Below are 16,590 nucleotides of genomic sequence, written 5' to 3' on the forward strand. Positions count from 1 at the left end.
GATGGCGCCGTCACCGAGGTACACGTACCCCGGTTCGAAATGGTTCACATCATCTTTTTCGCACCGATCACACTGGACAAACCCCTGCTCCAGCGGTCACCATGGTCGTCGGCGGCCAGATTGGCCCGCCCCATCAAAGAACCCCGCCGTATCCCCCGAAGGCGGCGGAGTACCCATATGTTCACGCTAACTCACGCACGAAAACGGAGTCATTCATGCCTGCTTCCGGTGGACGACACCGCCTGTCCAAGCGAACGAAGATCGCGACCGGCGTCTTCGCCCTCGCGATCGCGGGCGGAGCACTGACCGTCGCCACGACCTTCGGCGACCCCGGCGCCGCCAACGCCGCCTCGGGCGGTCAGGCGGCCGTCGGCCAGATCAGCTGTCCCGACGTGGCGAGCAAGCTCCCGGCCATCCCCGCCCAGGCCCAGGCCGAGGTGCAACGCAACCTGGACCTGCTGAACACCCAGATCAACGAAGCCGACAACCGCCTGCAGACCACCGTCGGCCAAGGCGGCCCCAACTTCGTCCAGAACGCGATCCTGGGCCCGCTGGCGGACAAGCGGAAGTCCACGATCGACCGCATCGCCATCTCGATCGGGCGCCGGGCCGAGAAGCCGCAGGGCCTCGACAGCCTGGCCACCTGCTCGGTCGGCGGCGCGGGTGCCGCCGCTCCGGCACCGGCCCAGGGCACCGGCAACGGCGGCCGGAACAACAACGGGAACACCGGCCAGAACGGGAACACCGGCAACGCCGGGGTCGGCAAGATCTCCTGCCCCGACGTGGCGAGCAAGCTCCCGGCCATCCCCGCCCAGGCCCAGGCGGAGGTCCAGCGCAACCTCGAGCTGCTGAACACCCAGATCAACGAAGCCAACAACCGCCTGCAGACCACCGTCGGCCAAGGCGGCCCGAACTTCGTCCAGAACGCCATCCTCGGCCCGCTGGAAGACAAGCGCGTGGCGACGATCAACCGGATCGCCACCGCCATCGGCCGCAACGCGGCCAAGCCGCAGGGACTCGACGCGCTCGCGCCCTGCAGCCGGTGACCACGCCGGGTCCGGCGGGGGGTGCGCCCCGCCGGACCCCGGTGGTCACCGGGCCAGCAGCGCGCTGATCCGCAGGAAGCTCCGCGCGGTCATCGTCACCCGCACCTCCGTGGTGACGACCGGATCGAACGCGAACGACGTCGGGTCGTTCGACCCGGTCCCCCACGTGATCCGCAGGTTCCGCACCGGTTCCCAGCCCCGGGCCGTGCGGCAGGCGACTTCGGCGGCCACCGGCAGCGCCAGCTTCGCGTCCACGACGAAGTTCGCCGTGACGGCACTGATCCGCTGGGCCGACGGCCAGGCCAGGGACACCCAGTCCTCGGGCCGCGGCCGGCTCACCGCGGCCAGCGTCGAGGTCGCCTGCTTGACGTAGAAGTTCGACCAGCCGGTGGCCGGGTTCCCGTCCAGCATCGCGGCCGGGAGCGTGTCCGGGGCACCCGAGTAGCTCGCGTCCGCGGTGGAGACGGCCGGGACCACCGGAGTCTCGGCCGCGCGCGCTCCCGGGCCGTTGCGCTGCCCGAGTGAGGTGCCGGGCAAGGTGAGCTTCCCCGGCGCCAGACCCGGGGCGCTCGCCGTCACGGTGATCCGCCCGCGCCCGCCGGTCGCCGCGACGACGGCGACGGCGAGCCCTTTGAACGCCGGAATCGTCGGCTGCTGGTAGCTCTGGGCGAGTTCCTGCCGCCCGTTGTCGACCCCGGCGACCCGGCCGGGCCCCGCGACGGTGAACCGCAGCAGCGGCCCGTCGCCGGGCACGACGACCCCGCGGGCGTCCACGACCGACGCCGTCACGAACGTCATCGCCCCGGGTACGACCCCGCCACCGGGCGCGTCCACGCGCAGCTCGACCGCGCGCGGCGGCCCGGCCGTGACGAGCTCGTCGCGCGCCACCTCGCGGCCGCCCGCCCGCGCGATCGCGGTGAGCGTGCCGGGCTCGAACGGCACGGTCCAGGTCAGGTGCAGCTTGCCGGTGCTGCCGTTCGGGCTGGTGTAGCTGCCCGACGGGTCGTTCTTGTCGTCACCGGACGGCTCGCTCGTTTCCAGGTACGATCGTCCATCCACAGTGGTCTTTCGGTCGAATTTCCTGATACCGAGCGACTTCCCGTTCAGCACCAGTTCGACGGTGTCCACAGTGGAGTACACCCACACCGAGACGGGTTCGCCCGGCCGGTGGTTCGTCCAGTCCATCGGCGTCAGGTGCACCATCGGGGCGGTGGTCCACTGGCTGCGGAAGAGGTGGAAAGCGTCCTTGGGCAGGCCGGCGCTGTCGACCGCGCCGAAGAAGGACGTCTTGACGGGAAAGACGTCGTACGGCGTCGGTTCGCCGAGGTAGTCCTGCCCCGACCAGAGGAACTGGCCCTGGCAGAACTTCCGGTCGCGGTCCTTCTTCAGCGAGTACTCGCCGCTGAACGTCCAGGAGGCCAGGTTGTTGTCGTACGACGACGTCGCCCGCTTGCCGGGAGTGTGGTTCTCGCCGGTGTTGAGCAGATCGGGGTCCTGGTAGACACCGCGCGTCGAGGTCTCCGACGACGATTCGGACTCGAAGAAGAACTTGTCCGGGTACTGCTCGTGCAGCCCGTCGATGGACTGGGCGGTGTTGTAGTTGACGCCGAGGCCGTCGAGCTGCTTCATGATGAGGTCCTGCGGCGAGCCGGGCGCGGGCACGCTGCGGTAGCGGTCCGAGCCCATCACGATCGGCCGGGTGGGGTCGATCGCGCGGACCGCGGCGATCAGCCCCGCCGCGATCTCCGGGCCGCCCGCCATCGACGCGTCCGGCACCTCGTTGCCGATCGACCACAGCACCACGGCGGGTGAGTTCTTGGCCGCGTGCACCATTTCGGCGATGTCGCGCCCGCTCCACTCGTCGAAGTCGCGGTGGTAGTCGTACTCGAGCTTGCCGGTCCGCCAGCAGTCGAACGCCTCGACCATCATGACGATCCCGAGCCGCTCGCAGACGGTCACCAGCTGCGGGTCCGGCGGGTTGTGCGCGGTCCGCAGCGCGTTGACGCCCATCGCGAGCATCAGCCGCATCTGGTGTTCCAGCGCGGCCGGGTCGACCACCGCACCCAGCGCACCCTGGCTGGCGTGGAGGTTGACCCCGCGCAGCTTCGTGGGCACGCCGTTGAGCGAGAACCCGTTGTCCGGGTGGAATTCGGTGTAGCGGAAGCCGAAGTCCGTGGTGGTCGTGTCGAGCACGCGCCCGGCCACGACGACGTCGGTGCGCAGCCGGTACAGCCGGGGTGTGCCGAACGACCACAGCCGGGGCCGCTCGACCCGCAGCCCGGTCACCGCCGTCGCCGTCCGCCCGCCGGGGACCGCCACGGTCGTCGAGCCGGTGGCCACGACGCGGCCCGCCGGGTCGGTGACCGTGGTGCGGACCTGCGTGGTGACCGCGGCGCCGGAGTCGTTGACGACGTCGGTGGTCACCCGCACGGTGCCCCGGCCGGCGGCGATGTCCGGCGTGGTGACGAAGGTGCCGTGCCGGGCGACGTGCACCGGCTCGGTGACGACCAGGCGGACGCGGCGGTGGATGCCGCTGCCGGAGTACCAGCGGCTGCTGGGCAGCGGGTTCGTCGCGCGCACGGCGAGGACGTTCGGCGTGCGCCCGTCGGTGTGCAGCCGTCCGGTGAGGTCGAAGGCGAACCCGGTGTAGGCGTACGGGTGGTTGCCGAGCAGTTCGCCGTTCAGGTACACGTGGGCGTCCGAATAGACGCCGTCGAACTCGACCGACACGCGTTTGCCGTCGAGGGCGGGCGGCAGCGTGAACGTCTTGCGGTACCAGCCGAGGCCGCCGCGGAAGAAGCCGGACCCGCTGTGGGTGCCCTTGGCCGTCGGCGGGAGCTCGATGCTCCAGTCGTGCGGGACGTCGACGAGCTGCCACTTCGAGTCGTCGAAGCCGGGCTTCGGGGCGTCGGCGAAGCGGCCGCCGGGATCGGTGACGCCGTCGGGGTTGGCCAGCGCGAACCGCCAGCCGGTGGTGAAATCGCTTTCCCGGGCCGGTCCGGGCTGCGTGAGCGCCTCGGCGGCCCGGGCGACCGGCGCGACGGCCGACACGGCGACGGCGGCACCCGCCCCGCCCAGCACGACCCGTCTGCGGAGACCGCTCGGCTCTTCTTCCGGCATCGGGCAGGCCCCTTCCAGCGCGGCGACGTGCGGGCGGAAAGCACTATGGCACAGAGGTTTCCGGACAATCAAAGGGTTCGACATTTTCGAACCCGGTTCTCGACTTTCCTCCAAGCGACCGCTTAGTATGATGGCCGACCCGAGGAGGCGGCCATGTCCACTGTGGATGGTGTGCGGTACGAGACGGACGGCGCGGTCGCGACGTGCACGTTCGACAAGCCCGACCGCAGCAACGCGATGGACGTCCCGATGCAGGCCCGCTACGGCGCCCTGCTGCGGCAAGCGGACGCCGATCCGGAGATCCGCGCGGTCGTCGTCACGGGAGCGGGGCGGGCCTTCTGCCCCGGCGCCGACCTGGGCCTGCTCGACACGATCGCCGCGGGGCCCCCGGTCGAGGGCGGCGAGAACTTCCGCGACGTGCTGGCGGCGGCGTCGGTGGGCGTCCCGGTGGTCGCGGCGATCAACGGCGGCTGCGCCGGCCTGGGGTTCGTCATCGCGTGCTCGGCGGACGTCCGGTTCGCCGCCGCGGGCGCGAAGTTCACCACCGCGTTCGCCCGCCGCGGCCTGATCGCCGAGTACGGCATCGCGAAGCTGCTCCCCGAGCTGGTCGGCCAGGGCCGGGCCCGCGACCTGCTGCTGTCCGGGCGGACGTTCACCGCGGAACAGGCCCTCGACTACGGCCTGGTCCAGGAGGTCGTCCCGGCCGGCGAGCTGGCATCGTCCGCGCACGGGTACGCGAGCGAGCTGGCGACCCACAGCGCACCGCGGTCGATGGCGGTGATGAAGCAGCAGTTCGCCCGGGAGGCGCTGCTGCCGCTGCCGGAGGCGGCCCGCTCGGCCACGGAGCTGATGATCGAGTCGTTCGGCCGTCCCGAGCTGGCGGAGGGCCTGGCGAGCTGGAACGAGCGCCGCCCACCGCGGTTCCCGCCGCACCGATGAGTTTTCGCCGCCGGAGCCGTCGGTACCGGCATGGCCAAACTGCTCTACGCGTTCAGCTGCTCGATCGACGGCTTCATCGCCGGCCCGGGCGGAGACATGTCCTGGTTGACCCCGTTCCTGGGGCCGCCCCCGGAGGGCTTGCTCCTCCGCATCGGAGCGCTCCTGGTGGGCCGCCGCACGTACGACGGCGACGACCCACACCGCGGCGGCCCGGGCGAAGGAAAGGCGTTCGGCGGCGGCTGGTCCGGACCGCAGTTCGTCCTCACCCACCGCGCGGCCGCTCCGGCTCCCGGCGTGACGTTCGCCGGTGACCTGGCTTCGGCGGTTTCCGCGGCCAAGGCGGCGGCCGGGGACAAGTACGTCAACGTCCTCGGCGCCGACGTGGCCCGGCAGTGCCTCGAAGCCGGGGTGCTCGACGAAATCCTCGCGCTGCCGGTCCCGGTCCTCCTCGGCGACGGCGTCCGGGTGTTCCACCGTCCCGGCGGTGCCCCGATCGGGCTGGAACCCCTGCGCCCGAACTGGTACCGGGTGCTCCGCTAGCCGGTCACAGCTCCCCGACGGCCTCCTCGACCTTGCGCTGCAGCTTGTTCATCCCGCCGAGCCAGCGGTCGGTCTCGGTGGCTCGCGCCGCGTAGTAGCCGGCGACCTCGGGGTGCGGGAGCACCAGGAACCGCTTGTCCTCCATCGCCGCGAACAGCGCGTCGGCGACCTGCTCCGGCTCGATCGCCGACGCGCCCATCAGCAGCCGGCCCGCCGTGCCGGTGCTCTCCAGCATCGCCGTGCGCACGCCCTGCGGGCAGATCGCCTGCACCGTGAGGCCGCGGTGGCGGTAGGTCGCCGACAGCCATTCGGCGAACGCCAGGGCGCCGTGCTTGGTCACCGAGTACGGCGCCGAGCCGAGGCTGGTCAGCAGGCCCGCGGCGGACACCGTGGCGATGAAGTGGCCCTGACCGCGCTCGAGCCACGCGGGCAGCAGCAGGTTCGCCGCGCGGACGTGGGACATCACGTTGACGTCCCAGGTGCGCGCCCACACCTCCTCGCCGCTTTCGGCGCCGCCGAAGGGCGCGATGCCCGCGTTCGCGCAGAACACGTCGATCTCGCCCAGCGTCGCCCGCGCGCTCTCGATCAGCTTCGTGACGCCGTCGAGGCTCGCGACGTCTCCGGCGAACGCCGTCCCGCCGACTTCGGCGGCCACCTCCGCGGCCTTGTCCCCGTCGAGGTCGGCCACCACGACCCGGGCCCCGTCCGCGGCGAAGCGGCGGGCCAGCGCGGCGCCGATGCCGCCGCCGCCCCCGGTGACGACGACGCCGGTCACAGGCCACCGCCGAGGGTCACGCCGCCGTCGAGGACCACGGTCTGGCCGGTGATCCAGCCCGCGTCGTCCGACAGCAGGAACGCCACCGCGCCCGCGATGTCCGACGGCACGCCGAGCCGCTTCATCGGGTACGCCGAAGCGACCTCCTCCTCGCGGCCCTCGTACAGCGCGGTCGCGAACTTCGTCTTGACCACGGCCGGCGCGACGGCGTTGACGCGGATCTTCGGTCCCAGCTCGGCGCCGAGCTCGACGGTCAACCGGATCAGCGCGGCCTTGCTGACGCCGTACATGCCGATGCCCGGCGAAGCGCCGAGGCCGGCGACGGAGGCGACGTTGACGACGGCGCCGCCGTGCTCCCCCATCCACGCGTCGCGGGCGCGCTTGGTCCAGCCCAGCGGCGCGAGCACGTTGACGCCGAGGATCTTCGCCGCGGCCGCCGGGTCGATGTCCAGGGTGGGCCCGTAGACGGGGTTGATGCCGGTGTTGTTGACCAGGTGGTCGAGCCGGCCGAAGGTCTCGATCGTCTTGGCGACCGTCTCGTCCTGGTGGTCGGTGTCGTCGGCCTTGCCCGCCACGAACATGGCGACGTCCGGGCCGCCGAGGGAGTTCACGGCCTCTTCCAGGGCCTCCGGCTTGCGCGCGGTGAGGCAGACCTTCGCGCCGCGCTCGACGAGCGTCTTCGCGATCCCGAGGCCGATGCCCCGGCTGGCCCCGGTGACGATCGCGACGCGGTCCTTGAACGAGTTCACGGCAGAGAGTCTCCTTCGGCTGTGGTGCCCGGCACATACCAAGCAGTCGGTCAGTGGCCATTATGCGCGATGCGACCGAGGTCTCAAGGCGGACGCGCGTCACACTGCCCTCACCGCACCCGGAGCACGAGCTTGCCGGTCGTCGAACCGGATTCGATGCGGCGGTGGGCCGTCACCGCGTCCGCCAGCGGGAGGGATTCGACGTCGACGCGCAGGGTGCCGTCCGCCACCGCCTCGACCGCGCGGCGCAGCGCCCGGCCCACCGTTTCCGGCGCCACCGCGGAAAACGCCGCCAGGTTGAACCCGGACACGGTCTTGTTGGTGAACCACAGCTCGTTGGCCGGGATGCCGACGTCCTCGGCGCCCGAAGCGTTGCCCATGACCACCAGGCGCCCCATCGGGGCCAGCCGGTCCAGGCTCGCCCGGCGGGAGGGCCCGCCCACCATGTCCACCACGACGTCGAACTCGCCGGTGCCCGCCACCTCGTCGCGCAGGACGACCTCGTCGTAGCCGAACGCCTTGGCGGCGGCGATCTTCGCCTCGCTCCCGACGGTGCCGACCACCCGGCCCGCGCCGAGCAGCCGCGCCACCTGGCCCAGCTGGCTGCCGACCCCGCCGGCGGCGGCGTGCACGAGGACGCGCTCGCCGGGGGCGAGCCGGGCCACCCGCTCCAGCACCAGGAAGGCGGTGGTGCTGTTCGACGGCACCGCGGCCGCCGTCTCCAGCGCGGCCTCGGGCAGCGGTGCGACGAGGTCGGCGGCGGTGGTGACGACCTCGGCGTAGCCCCCGCTCGCCACGATCGTCAGCGCGGCGACCGGCTGCCCCACGGCCAGGCCGGAGACCCCTTCGCCCAGCGCGCGGATCCGGCCGGAGACCTCGATGCCGGGGACGAAGGGCAGCGGGACGTCCACGACGCCCTGCCGGTAGAGGACCTCGGCGAAGTTGGCGCCGGCGTAGGCGACGTCGATCGAGACCTCGCCCGGCCCGGGCTCCGGGACCGCCAGGGTGCCGAGCCGCAGGACCTCGGCCGGGCCGAACTCGGGGATGGTGATCGCCTTCATGCTGTTCGTCATACGACGATCCTGCGGCGGCCGCGAGCACCGGACCAGGCCCGGCCCAGCCTGGGTCCGCCAGGACCAGGTTCAGCGCGGCACCAGCGACCGCACCGCGCCGACCAGCTCCGGGCCGTCGAGCAGCACCGGGTCGTTGTGGTCGGCACCGGGGATCTCCACCAACCGGGCCGCCGCCGCGGCCGCCACCTCCCGGCTCTGGGACGGCGGGACGATCGAGTCCCGGCCGCCCACGACCACCACCGTCGGCACGCGCAGCCGCGCGACCTGCTCCTTGACCGGGAAGCGGTCGCGCAGCAGCAGCCGCACCGGCAGGTAAGGGTAGATTTCCGCGGCGACCGCCGCCAGGTCGGCGAACGGGGACCGCAGCAGCAGCCCCGCCGGCGGGTGTTCGAGCGCCAGCTCCGTGACGACGGCGGAACCGAGGCTTTCGCCGAAGTAGACGAGCCGGCCGGGCGGCACCCGCCGGTCCTCGGTGAGGAAGCGGTGAGCCGCGCGGACGTCGAGGGCCAGGCCCGCCTCGCTGGGGTCGCCCGGATTGCCGCCGTACCCGCGGTAGTCGAGCAGCAGCACGGCCAGCCCCGCCTGCGCCAGCTTCGCGGCCAGCGGGGCCCGGCCCGCACGGTTGCCGCCGTTGCCGCCCGCGACCAGCACCGTCGCCGCCGGGTCCCGGCCCGTCGGCCGCAGGTACCAGGCGCCCAGCTCCAGCCCGTCGGCGGTGCGGAGCCGGACGTCCTCGGCGCCGGGCAGGACGCTCGCGGCCGCGGGGAGCGACCGAGCGTCCGGGAGGTAGATCAGCCGCCGCTGGAACGCCCACAGAGCGGCCAGCACCAGCACCACCACCACGACGGCCACCACCAGCACCCGCACGAGCACCGTTCTGGTCAACGTGACCTCCAGCCCCACGGGAAACAACGACGGCGTGGCCACGTTGTACCCGGTGATGACCGCACCACTCAGATTCTGCGTCCTCGGCGACTCCCTCGCGGCCGGCGTCGGCAGCACCCGGGAGGACGACACCCTCGGCCGACGGCTCACCCGGCGGCTGCTCGACGCGGGCCACACCGTGCGCCTGCGCACCTTCGGCGTGCCCGGCGCCCGCTCGGACGACCTCGAACGCCAGGTCGGCGTCGCCCTCGGCGAAGGGGTGGACCTGGCGCTGATCGTGATCGGCGCGAACGACCTCGCCGGGTTCGTCTCCCCCGCGGTCGGCGCGCGGCAGCTGCACGACGCCGTGGCGCGGCTGGTCCGCGCCGGCGCCCGCGTCATCGTGGTGCCGGCACCGGACCTGGGGATCGTGGCCCGGGTGCCCGCGGCCTACCGGCAGCTGGTCTCCGCGGCCAGCGGCCACTACGCGCAGGCCCAGGCCGAAGCCGCGATCCGCGCCGGTGGTGCGGTGGCCGCCGCCGGGCCGGAACTGGCCGCCCGCTTCGCCGCCGAGCCCGCCCTGTTCTCCGCCGACCGGTTCCACCCGTCCTCGGCCGGCTACGCGGTGATCGCCGAAGGACTGGCGCCGCACGTCCTGGCCGCCGCCGCGCACCTGGCCGCCTGAGCCGGTTTTGCCCGGCTTTAACCGGCGCCCGGCAAGATCGGGTCGGCCAGGCGGTCGGGGCGAAGGACTGGGGGTCCGGAACTCACCGGCCGGGGGGACTTGCCGGTGGGAGGGTGCCGGTCGCCTGGCGGCCAGGGGGGTAATGGGGGAGCTCTTCCCGCGTCCGTCGTGACGCGCACTGCAGGCTGGGGGCCTGCAGCGCCCGCCCCTTCCGTCACAGCAACGGGAAAGAGGGCAGAAATGAAATCATTCGTGAAGCGGGCGGCCGTCGTGGGGGCGGTCGCCGCCGGCGCACTCGCACTCGCCGCACCGGCCGCGCTGGCCACCGTGCAAGGCGGCACTTCGTCGACGTGCCCGGGCAGTGCCTGCCAGACGGCCGAGGTCTGGTTCCCGGGCGGCACCCTGTCGGTCGATGCCGACGTGCACGGCAGCGGCGGGGCGGAGTGGGCCGTCCTCAACAGCAACGGCACCGTCTGCCGCGCCGGGTTCAGCGCCGTGGACCCGCCCCGGTCCTGGACCTGCAGCGGCGTGCCGGCCCAGTGGCTGTACGGCGTGGTCTCCGGTCCCGCCGGGTCGTCCAACATCGGCCTCCGCTGGTAACACACCGTGAGGACGCTTCGCTGATCACGCCGCGGCCGGGGTCTCGCCGACCCCGGCCGCGGCGTTTTCCGGGAGACCTCCGTGCGCCGAGCCCGGCACGTTCCCGACCGATCCGCTCGCCCTCGAGGACTGGAGCGGCGACGGGATCGCGATCCGCCGGTTCCCGGTCTCCGAGGGCGACCTCGTCCGCACTGCGCCGGCCGGGACCACCACGCCGGTCGAGGCGAAGGCGGCGACCTCCGGCGCCGTCGCCGGCCCGGTGTTCGGCTCGCTGCTCTCGCCGCCGGTGGCGCGGCCCGTCCCGCCGAGCTGACCGATTCCCGCTACCCTCGCGGCGGGATGACCGGTTCGTCCGGTCTGCGGGGGGTGCGGAAGAGTGCTCAGCTTCGGGGTGCTGGGGCCGTTGCAGGTCCTGCGGGACGGCGAACCGGTTCCGGTCACCGGGCCCAAGGTGCGGGCCTTGCTGGCGGCGTTGCTGATGCGGGCGAACACGACGGTGTCGCTCGAGCGGCTGACCGAGCTGCTGTGGGGCGACGACCCGCCGGAGACCGCCCGCAAAAGCATCCAGGTGCACGCGGTCCGGCTGCGGCGGGCGCTCGGTGACGGCGTCATCGAAACCCGGCCGACCGGGTACCTGCTGCGCGTCCCGCCCGACCGGCACGACCTGCTGCGGTTCCGCGAGCTCACCGCCGCCGCGCGGGCCGAGCCGCGCCCGGACGCCGAACGCGCCCTGCTCGCCGCCGCGCTCGCCTGCTGGCGCGGCCCGGTGCTCGCCGACGTCCCGGCCGAGGTGCTGAGCCGGGAAGACGTCCACCAGCCGGCCGAAGAACGGCTGCGGGCGCAGGAACGCTGGTTCGAGGTCAGCCTGGAGCTGGGCCGGCCCGGCGAAATCACCGACGAGCTGGCGCGGGTGACGCGCGAGCACCCGTGGCGGGAAGCGTTGTGGGCGCTGTACCTGACCGCCCTGCACCGCTCGGGCCGCCGCGCCGACGCCCTCGAGACCTACCGCGAGGTGCACCGGATGTTCACCGGTGAGCTGGGCGTCGGTCCCGGCGAGCGGCTGCGGCGCGCCCACCGGGCCGTCCTCGCCGACGAGGCACCCGAGGAACCGTCCGTCTTCGCGCGGCCGGAGTTCCGGCCGCGGCAGCTGCCCCCGGCCGTCGCCACGCTCGTCGGCCGCGGCCCACTGATGTCCACTTTGGACGAAATGGTGGACGGGGCGCACCCGGCGATCGCGCTGCTCGTCGGGCCGGCCGGCGTGGGCAAGACGACCGCCGCCGTGCACTGGGCACACCGGGCCGCGCGGCACTTCCCGGACGGCCAGCTCTTCGCCGATCTCCACGGCTATTCGACGGGGCCTGCCCTCGCGCAGCTGGAGGTGCTGACCCGGTTTTCGCACGCGCTCGGCGTCCGGCCCGGCCAGGTGCCGACCGAGCTCGCCGACGCCGCCGCGCTCTACCGCTCGGTGCTCGCCGACCGGCGGGTGCTGATCGTGCTGGACAACGTGGCCGGGCCGGACCAGGTCCGCGCGCTGCTGCCCGGGAGCCCGGGCAGCGCCGTGCTGATCACCAGCCGCGACCGGCTCGGGGGCCTGGCCGCGACCGTGGACACCCGGCTGGTGGAACTGACCGAGCTGACGCCGGAGGATTCGCTCGCGTTGCTCGCCTCGGTCGTCGGCCGGGAACGGGTGGCCGCCGAGGAGACGGCCGCGCGCGAGCTGGTGCGGCTGTGCGCCGGGCTGCCGCTGGCCCTGCGGATCGTCGCGGCGAACCTCGCCTTGTGGCCGGACCGGTCGCTGCGGGGCCACCTCGCCGAGCTGGCCGGCCCGGACCTCGAGCAGCTCGGCGTCCGGCGGGCCTTCGACCTGTCCTTCGACGCCGTTTCCCCGGCCGCGGCCCGGGTCTTCCGGCTGCTCGGGCTGGTGCCCGGCGCCGACGTCGGCGTGGCGGGCGCGGCGGCGGTGGCCGGGGTGGACGAGCCGCGTGCCGCCCGGCTGCTGTGGGAACTGGCCGCGAGCCACCTGGTGCAGCCCCGCGGCGGCGAGCGGTTCGGCCTGCACGACCTGCTCCGCGCGTACGCCGCCGGGCGGGCGCGCGAGGAGCTTCCGGCGGCCGAGCGGGCAGCCGCCCTCGACCGGCTCTTCGGGTACTACCTGCGCGCGGCGGCCGGCGCAGCGACCGCGCTCTACCCCGACCTGCAACGGCTGCCCGACGCACCCGAAGGCGGCGAAGACGTCGAACCGGCCGAAGCGCGCCGGTGGCTGCTGGCCGAGCACGGCAACGTGCTCGCCGCGATCCGGTGGACCGCCGGGCGGGAGCAGGCGCCGTTCGCCTGGCGGGCGGCCGACCTGCTGCGCGGGTTCTTCCACTCGCACCGGCTCGACGCGGAGTGGCAGGCGGCGGCGACCGCCGGGCTGGCCGCCGCGCGGCGGGCCGGGGACGAGCGCGCGGCCGGGGCGATGCGGCACAGCCTCGGCGCGCTGGCCTGGAGCCGCGGGGACTACGACACGGCGCTCGCGGAACTCGAAGCCGCCCAGGCGTCCTACCGCGCCGCCGGGGCCCGCGAAGGCGCGGACTCGGTCCTGCACGCGCTCGGCGTCGTGCACCTGGATCTCGGCCGGCTCGACCGGGCGATCGAGCACTTCACCGCCGCGCTGGCGGGCACGTTGCGCAGCGGCGCGTCGATCCGGGCGGCGAACGGGCTGATCAACCTGGGTGCCGTGCTCATCGAACACGGCAGGCTCGCCGAAGGCGTCGAGCACAACGAGCGCGCGCTGGAGCTCTGCCGCCGGCTCGGCTCCCCGCACGCGGCCGCGATCGCGCAGTGCAACCTCGGGTACGGCTACCGCGTGTCGGGCGATCTCGGCCGAGCCGGGGCCGTGCTCACCGAGGCGCTGGAAGCGTTGCGGGAGCTGGGTTCCCGCGACGACGAGGCGGACGCGCTGGTCCGGCTCGCCGCGGTGCACCGGGTGACCGGCGACCTCGAGGCGGCGTGGCCCGCGGCCCGGCGGGCGGTGACCGTGGCGCGCGAGGCGGGCAACCAGCGGTTCGAGGTGGACGCGCTCGGCGCGCTCGGCGACCTCCACCGCCAGGAGGGCGACCCGGCCGCGGCGCTGGCGGAGTACGCCGAAGCCCACCGGCTGGCGGAGAAGATCGGCTACCTGCGCGGCCGGATCGCCACCCGGATCGGTCTGTCCACTGTGGATACCGACGGCGCGGCCCCGCACGCCACGGCGGCGCTGCACGACGCCGAAGAGGGCGGCTTCCGGCTGCTGGCCGAGCAGGCCCGGACCAGCCTGGCGTGGGTGTCCTTCACCGCGGGTGCTCCGGAGACCGCGGCAGACCTGGCCGCGCGGGCGATCGCCGGGTTCCGGGCGGCCGGGCACAAGCTGGGCCAGGCGTACGCGTTCGTGGTGCTCGGCCAGGCCCGCTTGGCCCTCACCGGCCCCGGCGCCGCCCGCGAATGCTGGCGCACGGCCGAGGAAATCCTGGCCGCGGCCGGCGAACGCCCGGTGCTGACGGCCGTGCGAACACTCCTGGCGTCGGTGTCCCCGCCCCGAACGCAGTGAATGACTCATTCCTGGCGTCGGATGCCAGGAATGAGTCATTCACTGCATCAGCGGCGGGTGGACAGCTCCGCCGGGTGCAGTTCGTAGAGCGCGTAGGCCTTCCGGATCACCGGCTGCGCCACGTTCCGCACGCGGACCCCACCGGGGGTCACGCCCTGCTCGCTCCCGAAGTGCGCGTGGCCGTGCAACGCCAGGTCCGCGCTCATCTCGTCGATCGGCTCGCACAGCAGGTACGAACCGAGGAACGGGTGGATCTCGGGCGGCTCGCCGTGCAGCGTGCCCGGGATCGGCGCGTAGTGGGTCAGCGCCACGACGACGTCCGTGTCGAGGGTTTGCAACGCTTTGCGCAACGAATCCGCCGAGGCGATCGTGGTCTCGACGAAGTCCTTCATCTCCCGCTCGCCGAACCGGCTGGCGCACTTGCCGGCGAACCCGCCGCCGAAGCCCTTCACGCCCGCGACCCCCAGGGAGCCGTCCGGCAGGTCGTAGCGGACCGCGTCGCCTTCCAGCACGTCGACGCCGGTCTCGCGGAGCAGGTTGGAGATCATCTCGCCGGCGTCGCTGTGGTGGTCGTGGTTGCCGAGGACCGCGGCGATCGGCACGCCGAGCCCGGCGAGCTCGTCGGCCACCACGCGGGCTTCCTCGACGGTGCCGTGCCGGGTGAGGTCCCCGGCCAGCAGCAGGACGTCGGCGGTGCCCGCCAGGTGCTCCAGGGCCGGCCGGAGCAGGCCGCGGGAGTCCTCGCCCAGGTGCACGTCCCCGACCGCGGCGATCCTCATCGGCCGATCTCCTCCGCGCTCGCCGGTTCCCGGACGTCGGCGACCCGGATGTCGTTGTGCACCAGCTCCCCGGTCAGGTACTCGCCGACGACGGCGTCCACCTCCGCCTTTCGCTCGGTGCAGAGCACCTCCCCGGTCAGGTGGACGTGCTCGCCCCGCACGGTGACGTGCACGCCGAGCTCGGCGGTGCGGGGGTCTTCGGCGAGCGCCCGGCTGAGCCGGGCGACGAGGTATTGCGGTGGTTCGGGCACGAGGGCCTCCTTCGGGTCGATCACGGCCAGGTCGCCGAGCAGCGCCAGGAACGCCCGGGCGTAGGGCGACGCCGACACCTGCACGGCGACGTCGGTCCAGTCGACCTGTTCACGCAGGTCGCGGGCGATTTGCAGCAGCGGCGCCAGGTCGCACCGGTGCGCGCTCAGCACGAGCAGCTTGTCCACCAGCAGGTCGGTGCCGGAGACGACCGGCGCCGCGGTGGACCCGATCCGCATCAGCGCGGCGCGGTCGAGCAGTTCGTCGGTCACCGGCCGGTGGTTGGGACCGTGGATCAGGTCGACGAGGATCTCGCCGTCGTAGACCTTGGTCAGCCAGTCCTCCGGCGGGTGCACGCGGCGCAGGCCGGCATCGGTGAGCACCTTGGCCGCCCGCTCCGCGTCGTCGGGTTTGAGGAACAGGTCGACGTCGTGGTCCGACGGCGGCCCGCCGCGGGCGTACACGGCCAGGCCACCGGCCACGGCGAACCGGATACCGGTGCCGTCGAGCGCGGTCACGACGCGGGTCAGGCTCTGCAGCAGCGCCTCCGCTTCCATGGCGGGGGATTACCCGCCACCGGGCCCGCCCTAACCGCCGTCCCGCCCGATTCGGCCGGGTCGCCGCCGCAGCCACGCGCAGGCGCCGTCGACCGTCGGGTGCAGGGCGAGGGTGCCGTCGAGGCGGGTGACCTGCAGCGAACGCAGCACCGGGCGCCCGTCGGCGACCACCGCGAACGGCAGGTCCGCGGCCGCCGTCTCCGCGACGAGCTCGGCGATGACCTGCAGCCCGGCCGAGCCGCAGAAGGTGATGGCGCCCAGGTCCACGATCAGCGCGCCCGGCTCGCCGTCCAGCGCGGCCCTGGTCCGCGCGCGCAGCACCGGCGCGGTGCCCAGGTCGAGGTCGCCCGCCGCCGCGACGACGACGGCTTCGGGCACGGTGCGGACGCGCACCGTCAGCGTGGGCATCGGGTCGTCAGTCACGGGAGCTCCTCTCCTTCGCCGCCTGAGACTAGAGGGCTTGCATCGTTTTGTCATCGATTTGCCGGGGTATTCCAGAAGGAGACCAGCCGCCCCGAGGAGAGGACACCAGGCGATGAGCACCGTCACCGAATCCGTCGACGTCGAGACCGACGTCACCACCGCCTACAACCAGTGGACGCAGTTCGAGTCCTTCCCGCACTTCATGGAGGGCGTCGACGAGATCCGGCAGCTCGACGACACCCACACCCACTGGAAGATCAGCGTCGGCGGGCAGACCCGCGAGTTCGACGCGACGATCACCGAGCAGCACCCGGACGAGCGGGTCGCATGGAAGTCCGACTCCGGCCCGACGCACGCGGGTGTCGTGACGTTCCACCGCCTCGACGACCGGCAGACCCGGGTCACCGTCCAGCTCGACATCGACCCGGACGGCTTCGTCGAGAACGTCGCCGACAAGCTCGGCATCCTGGACCGCCGCGTCAAGGGCGACCTCGGCCGGTTCAAGACGTTCATCGAGGAACGCGGGGGCCGCGAAACCGGCGCCTGGCGCGGTGACGTCGCCCGCCCGGGGAACTGACCCGGCCGGTGGACCGCCGCGCGACCGCCCCCGCCGTCACCTGGAC

At 73.5% G+C, this 16,590-nt stretch carries 15 protein-coding genes; 7 read left to right on the forward strand and 8 right to left on the reverse strand.

From position 1 onward, the window contains the following. The first annotated feature begins 215 nt into the window (after positions 1–215). Positions 216–1,046, forward strand: a complete 831-nt coding sequence (locus IE317_RS41860; RefSeq protein ID WP_191316906.1) for a hypothetical protein — start codon at positions 216–218, stop codon at positions 1,044–1,046. A 45-nt stretch (positions 1,047–1,091) separates the two neighbouring features. On the opposite strand, the gene IE317_RS41865 is transcribed toward IE317_RS41860, so the two are convergent. After that, entirely contained in the window at positions 1,092–4,166 is a 3,075-nt protein-coding gene (locus IE317_RS41865) for a glycoside hydrolase family 2 TIM barrel-domain containing protein (RefSeq protein ID WP_191316907.1), read from the reverse strand. A gap of 153 nt (positions 4,167–4,319) precedes the next feature. Here IE317_RS41865 and IE317_RS41870 point away from each other — a divergent pair, with 153 nt between their 5' ends. After that, complete coding sequence (locus IE317_RS41870; protein WP_191316908.1) at positions 4,320–5,105, forward strand: enoyl-CoA hydratase-related protein; 786 nt, start codon at positions 4,320–4,322, stop codon at positions 5,103–5,105. 30 nt (positions 5,106–5,135) lie between these two features. Then, complete coding sequence (locus tag IE317_RS41875; protein ID WP_191316909.1) at positions 5,136–5,645, forward strand: dihydrofolate reductase family protein; 510 nt, start codon at positions 5,136–5,138, stop codon at positions 5,643–5,645. A gap of 4 nt (positions 5,646–5,649) precedes the next feature. Here the strand turns inward: IE317_RS41875 and IE317_RS41880 are convergent, their stop codons facing one another. From IE317_RS41880 to IE317_RS41895, 4 genes are all read right to left on the reverse strand, one after another. Further along, positions 5,650–6,420 (reverse strand): SDR family oxidoreductase, encoded by a 771-nt coding sequence (locus tag IE317_RS41880; RefSeq protein WP_191316910.1) that lies wholly within the window; start codon positions 6,418–6,420, stop codon positions 5,650–5,652. Further along, complete coding sequence (locus IE317_RS41885; RefSeq protein WP_191316911.1) at positions 6,417–7,169, reverse strand: SDR family oxidoreductase; 753 nt, start codon at positions 7,167–7,169, stop codon at positions 6,417–6,419. Before IE317_RS41885 ends, IE317_RS41880 begins: the two co-directional genes overlap by 4 nt. A gap of 110 nt (positions 7,170–7,279) precedes the next feature. Continuing rightward, complete coding sequence (locus IE317_RS41890) at positions 7,280–8,242, reverse strand: quinone oxidoreductase family protein (protein ID WP_191316912.1); 963 nt, start codon at positions 8,240–8,242, stop codon at positions 7,280–7,282. A 69-nt stretch (positions 8,243–8,311) separates the two neighbouring features. Continuing rightward, complete coding sequence (locus tag IE317_RS41895; RefSeq protein WP_229903202.1) at positions 8,312–9,127, reverse strand: alpha/beta hydrolase; 816 nt, start codon at positions 9,125–9,127, stop codon at positions 8,312–8,314. Positions 9,128–9,182: 55 nt separating this feature from the next. On the opposite strand from IE317_RS41895, the gene IE317_RS41900 reads away from it, so the two are divergent. From IE317_RS41900 to IE317_RS41910, 3 genes are all read left to right on the forward strand, one after another. Next, positions 9,183–9,791 (forward strand): SGNH/GDSL hydrolase family protein, encoded by a 609-nt coding sequence (locus tag IE317_RS41900; RefSeq protein ID WP_229903203.1) that lies wholly within the window; start codon positions 9,183–9,185, stop codon positions 9,789–9,791. A gap of 240 nt (positions 9,792–10,031) precedes the next feature. Continuing rightward, entirely contained in the window at positions 10,032–10,391 is a 360-nt protein-coding gene (locus IE317_RS41905; RefSeq protein WP_191316913.1) for a hypothetical protein, read from the forward strand. Between the two features lie 376 nt (positions 10,392–10,767). Continuing rightward, complete coding sequence (locus IE317_RS41910) at positions 10,768–13,959, forward strand: AfsR/SARP family transcriptional regulator (protein ID WP_191316914.1); 3,192 nt, start codon at positions 10,768–10,770, stop codon at positions 13,957–13,959. 47 nt (positions 13,960–14,006) lie between these two features. Here IE317_RS41910 and IE317_RS41915 read toward each other — a convergent pair whose 3' ends face one another. The 3 genes from IE317_RS41915 to IE317_RS41925 are packed head-to-tail and all read right to left on the reverse strand — an operon-like array spanning position 14,007 to position 15,967. Next, positions 14,007–14,738 carry a metallophosphoesterase family protein gene (locus tag IE317_RS41915; protein ID WP_191316915.1) on the reverse strand — a complete coding sequence of 244 codons (732 nt, stop codon included), beginning with the start codon at positions 14,736–14,738 and terminating at the stop codon, positions 14,007–14,009. Continuing rightward, positions 14,735–15,544, reverse strand: coding sequence for a nucleotidyltransferase (locus IE317_RS41920; RefSeq protein ID WP_191316916.1), 810 nt, complete (start codon positions 15,542–15,544; stop codon positions 14,735–14,737). The genes IE317_RS41915 and IE317_RS41920 overlap by 4 nt, the downstream gene beginning before the upstream one ends. 30 nt (positions 15,545–15,574) lie before the next feature. Beyond that, on the reverse strand, positions 15,575–15,967 hold the full coding sequence (locus IE317_RS41925) for an STAS domain-containing protein (protein WP_191316917.1): 393 nt from the start codon (positions 15,965–15,967) through the stop codon (positions 15,575–15,577). Positions 15,968–16,079: 112 nt separating this feature from the next. Here IE317_RS41925 and IE317_RS41930 point away from each other — a divergent pair, with 112 nt between their 5' ends. Continuing rightward, positions 16,080–16,544: an SRPBCC family protein gene (locus IE317_RS41930; RefSeq protein ID WP_191316918.1), complete on the forward strand. Its 465-nt coding sequence runs from the start codon at positions 16,080–16,082 to the stop codon at positions 16,542–16,544. Positions 16,545–16,590: the final 46 nt, after the last annotated feature.

This window comes from Amycolatopsis bullii (assembly GCF_014654205.1).
Taxonomy (GTDB): domain Bacteria; phylum Actinomycetota; class Actinomycetes; order Mycobacteriales; family Pseudonocardiaceae; genus Amycolatopsis; species Amycolatopsis plumensis.

Bases quoted from the DNA above. Each gene is read 5' to 3' on its own strand.
- IE317_RS41860 (WP_191316906.1), top strand. From the start codon at position 216: ATGCCTGCTTCCGGTGGACGACACCGCCTGTCCAAGCGAACGAAGATC.
- IE317_RS41890 (WP_191316912.1), bottom strand. From the start codon at position 8,242: ATGACGAACAGCATGAAGGCGATCACCATCCCCGAGTTCGGCCCGGCC.
- IE317_RS41905 (WP_191316913.1), top strand. From the start codon at position 10,032: ATGAAATCATTCGTGAAGCGGGCGGCCGTCGTGGGGGCGGTCGCCGCC.
- IE317_RS41900 (WP_229903203.1), top strand. From the start codon at position 9,183: ATGACCGCACCACTCAGATTCTGCGTCCTCGGCGACTCCCTCGCGGCC.
- IE317_RS41870 (WP_191316908.1), top strand. From the start codon at position 4,320: ATGTCCACTGTGGATGGTGTGCGGTACGAGACGGACGGCGCGGTCGCG.
- IE317_RS41875 (WP_191316909.1), top strand. From the start codon at position 5,136: ATGGCCAAACTGCTCTACGCGTTCAGCTGCTCGATCGACGGCTTCATC.
- IE317_RS41920 (WP_191316916.1), bottom strand. From the start codon at position 15,544: ATGGAAGCGGAGGCGCTGCTGCAGAGCCTGACCCGCGTCGTGACCGCG.
- IE317_RS41930 (WP_191316918.1), top strand. From the start codon at position 16,080: ATGAGCACCGTCACCGAATCCGTCGACGTCGAGACCGACGTCACCACC.
- IE317_RS41915 (WP_191316915.1), bottom strand. From the start codon at position 14,738: ATGAGGATCGCCGCGGTCGGGGACGTGCACCTGGGCGAGGACTCCCGC.
- IE317_RS41865 (WP_191316907.1), bottom strand. From the start codon at position 4,166: ATGCCGGAAGAAGAGCCGAGCGGTCTCCGCAGACGGGTCGTGCTGGGC.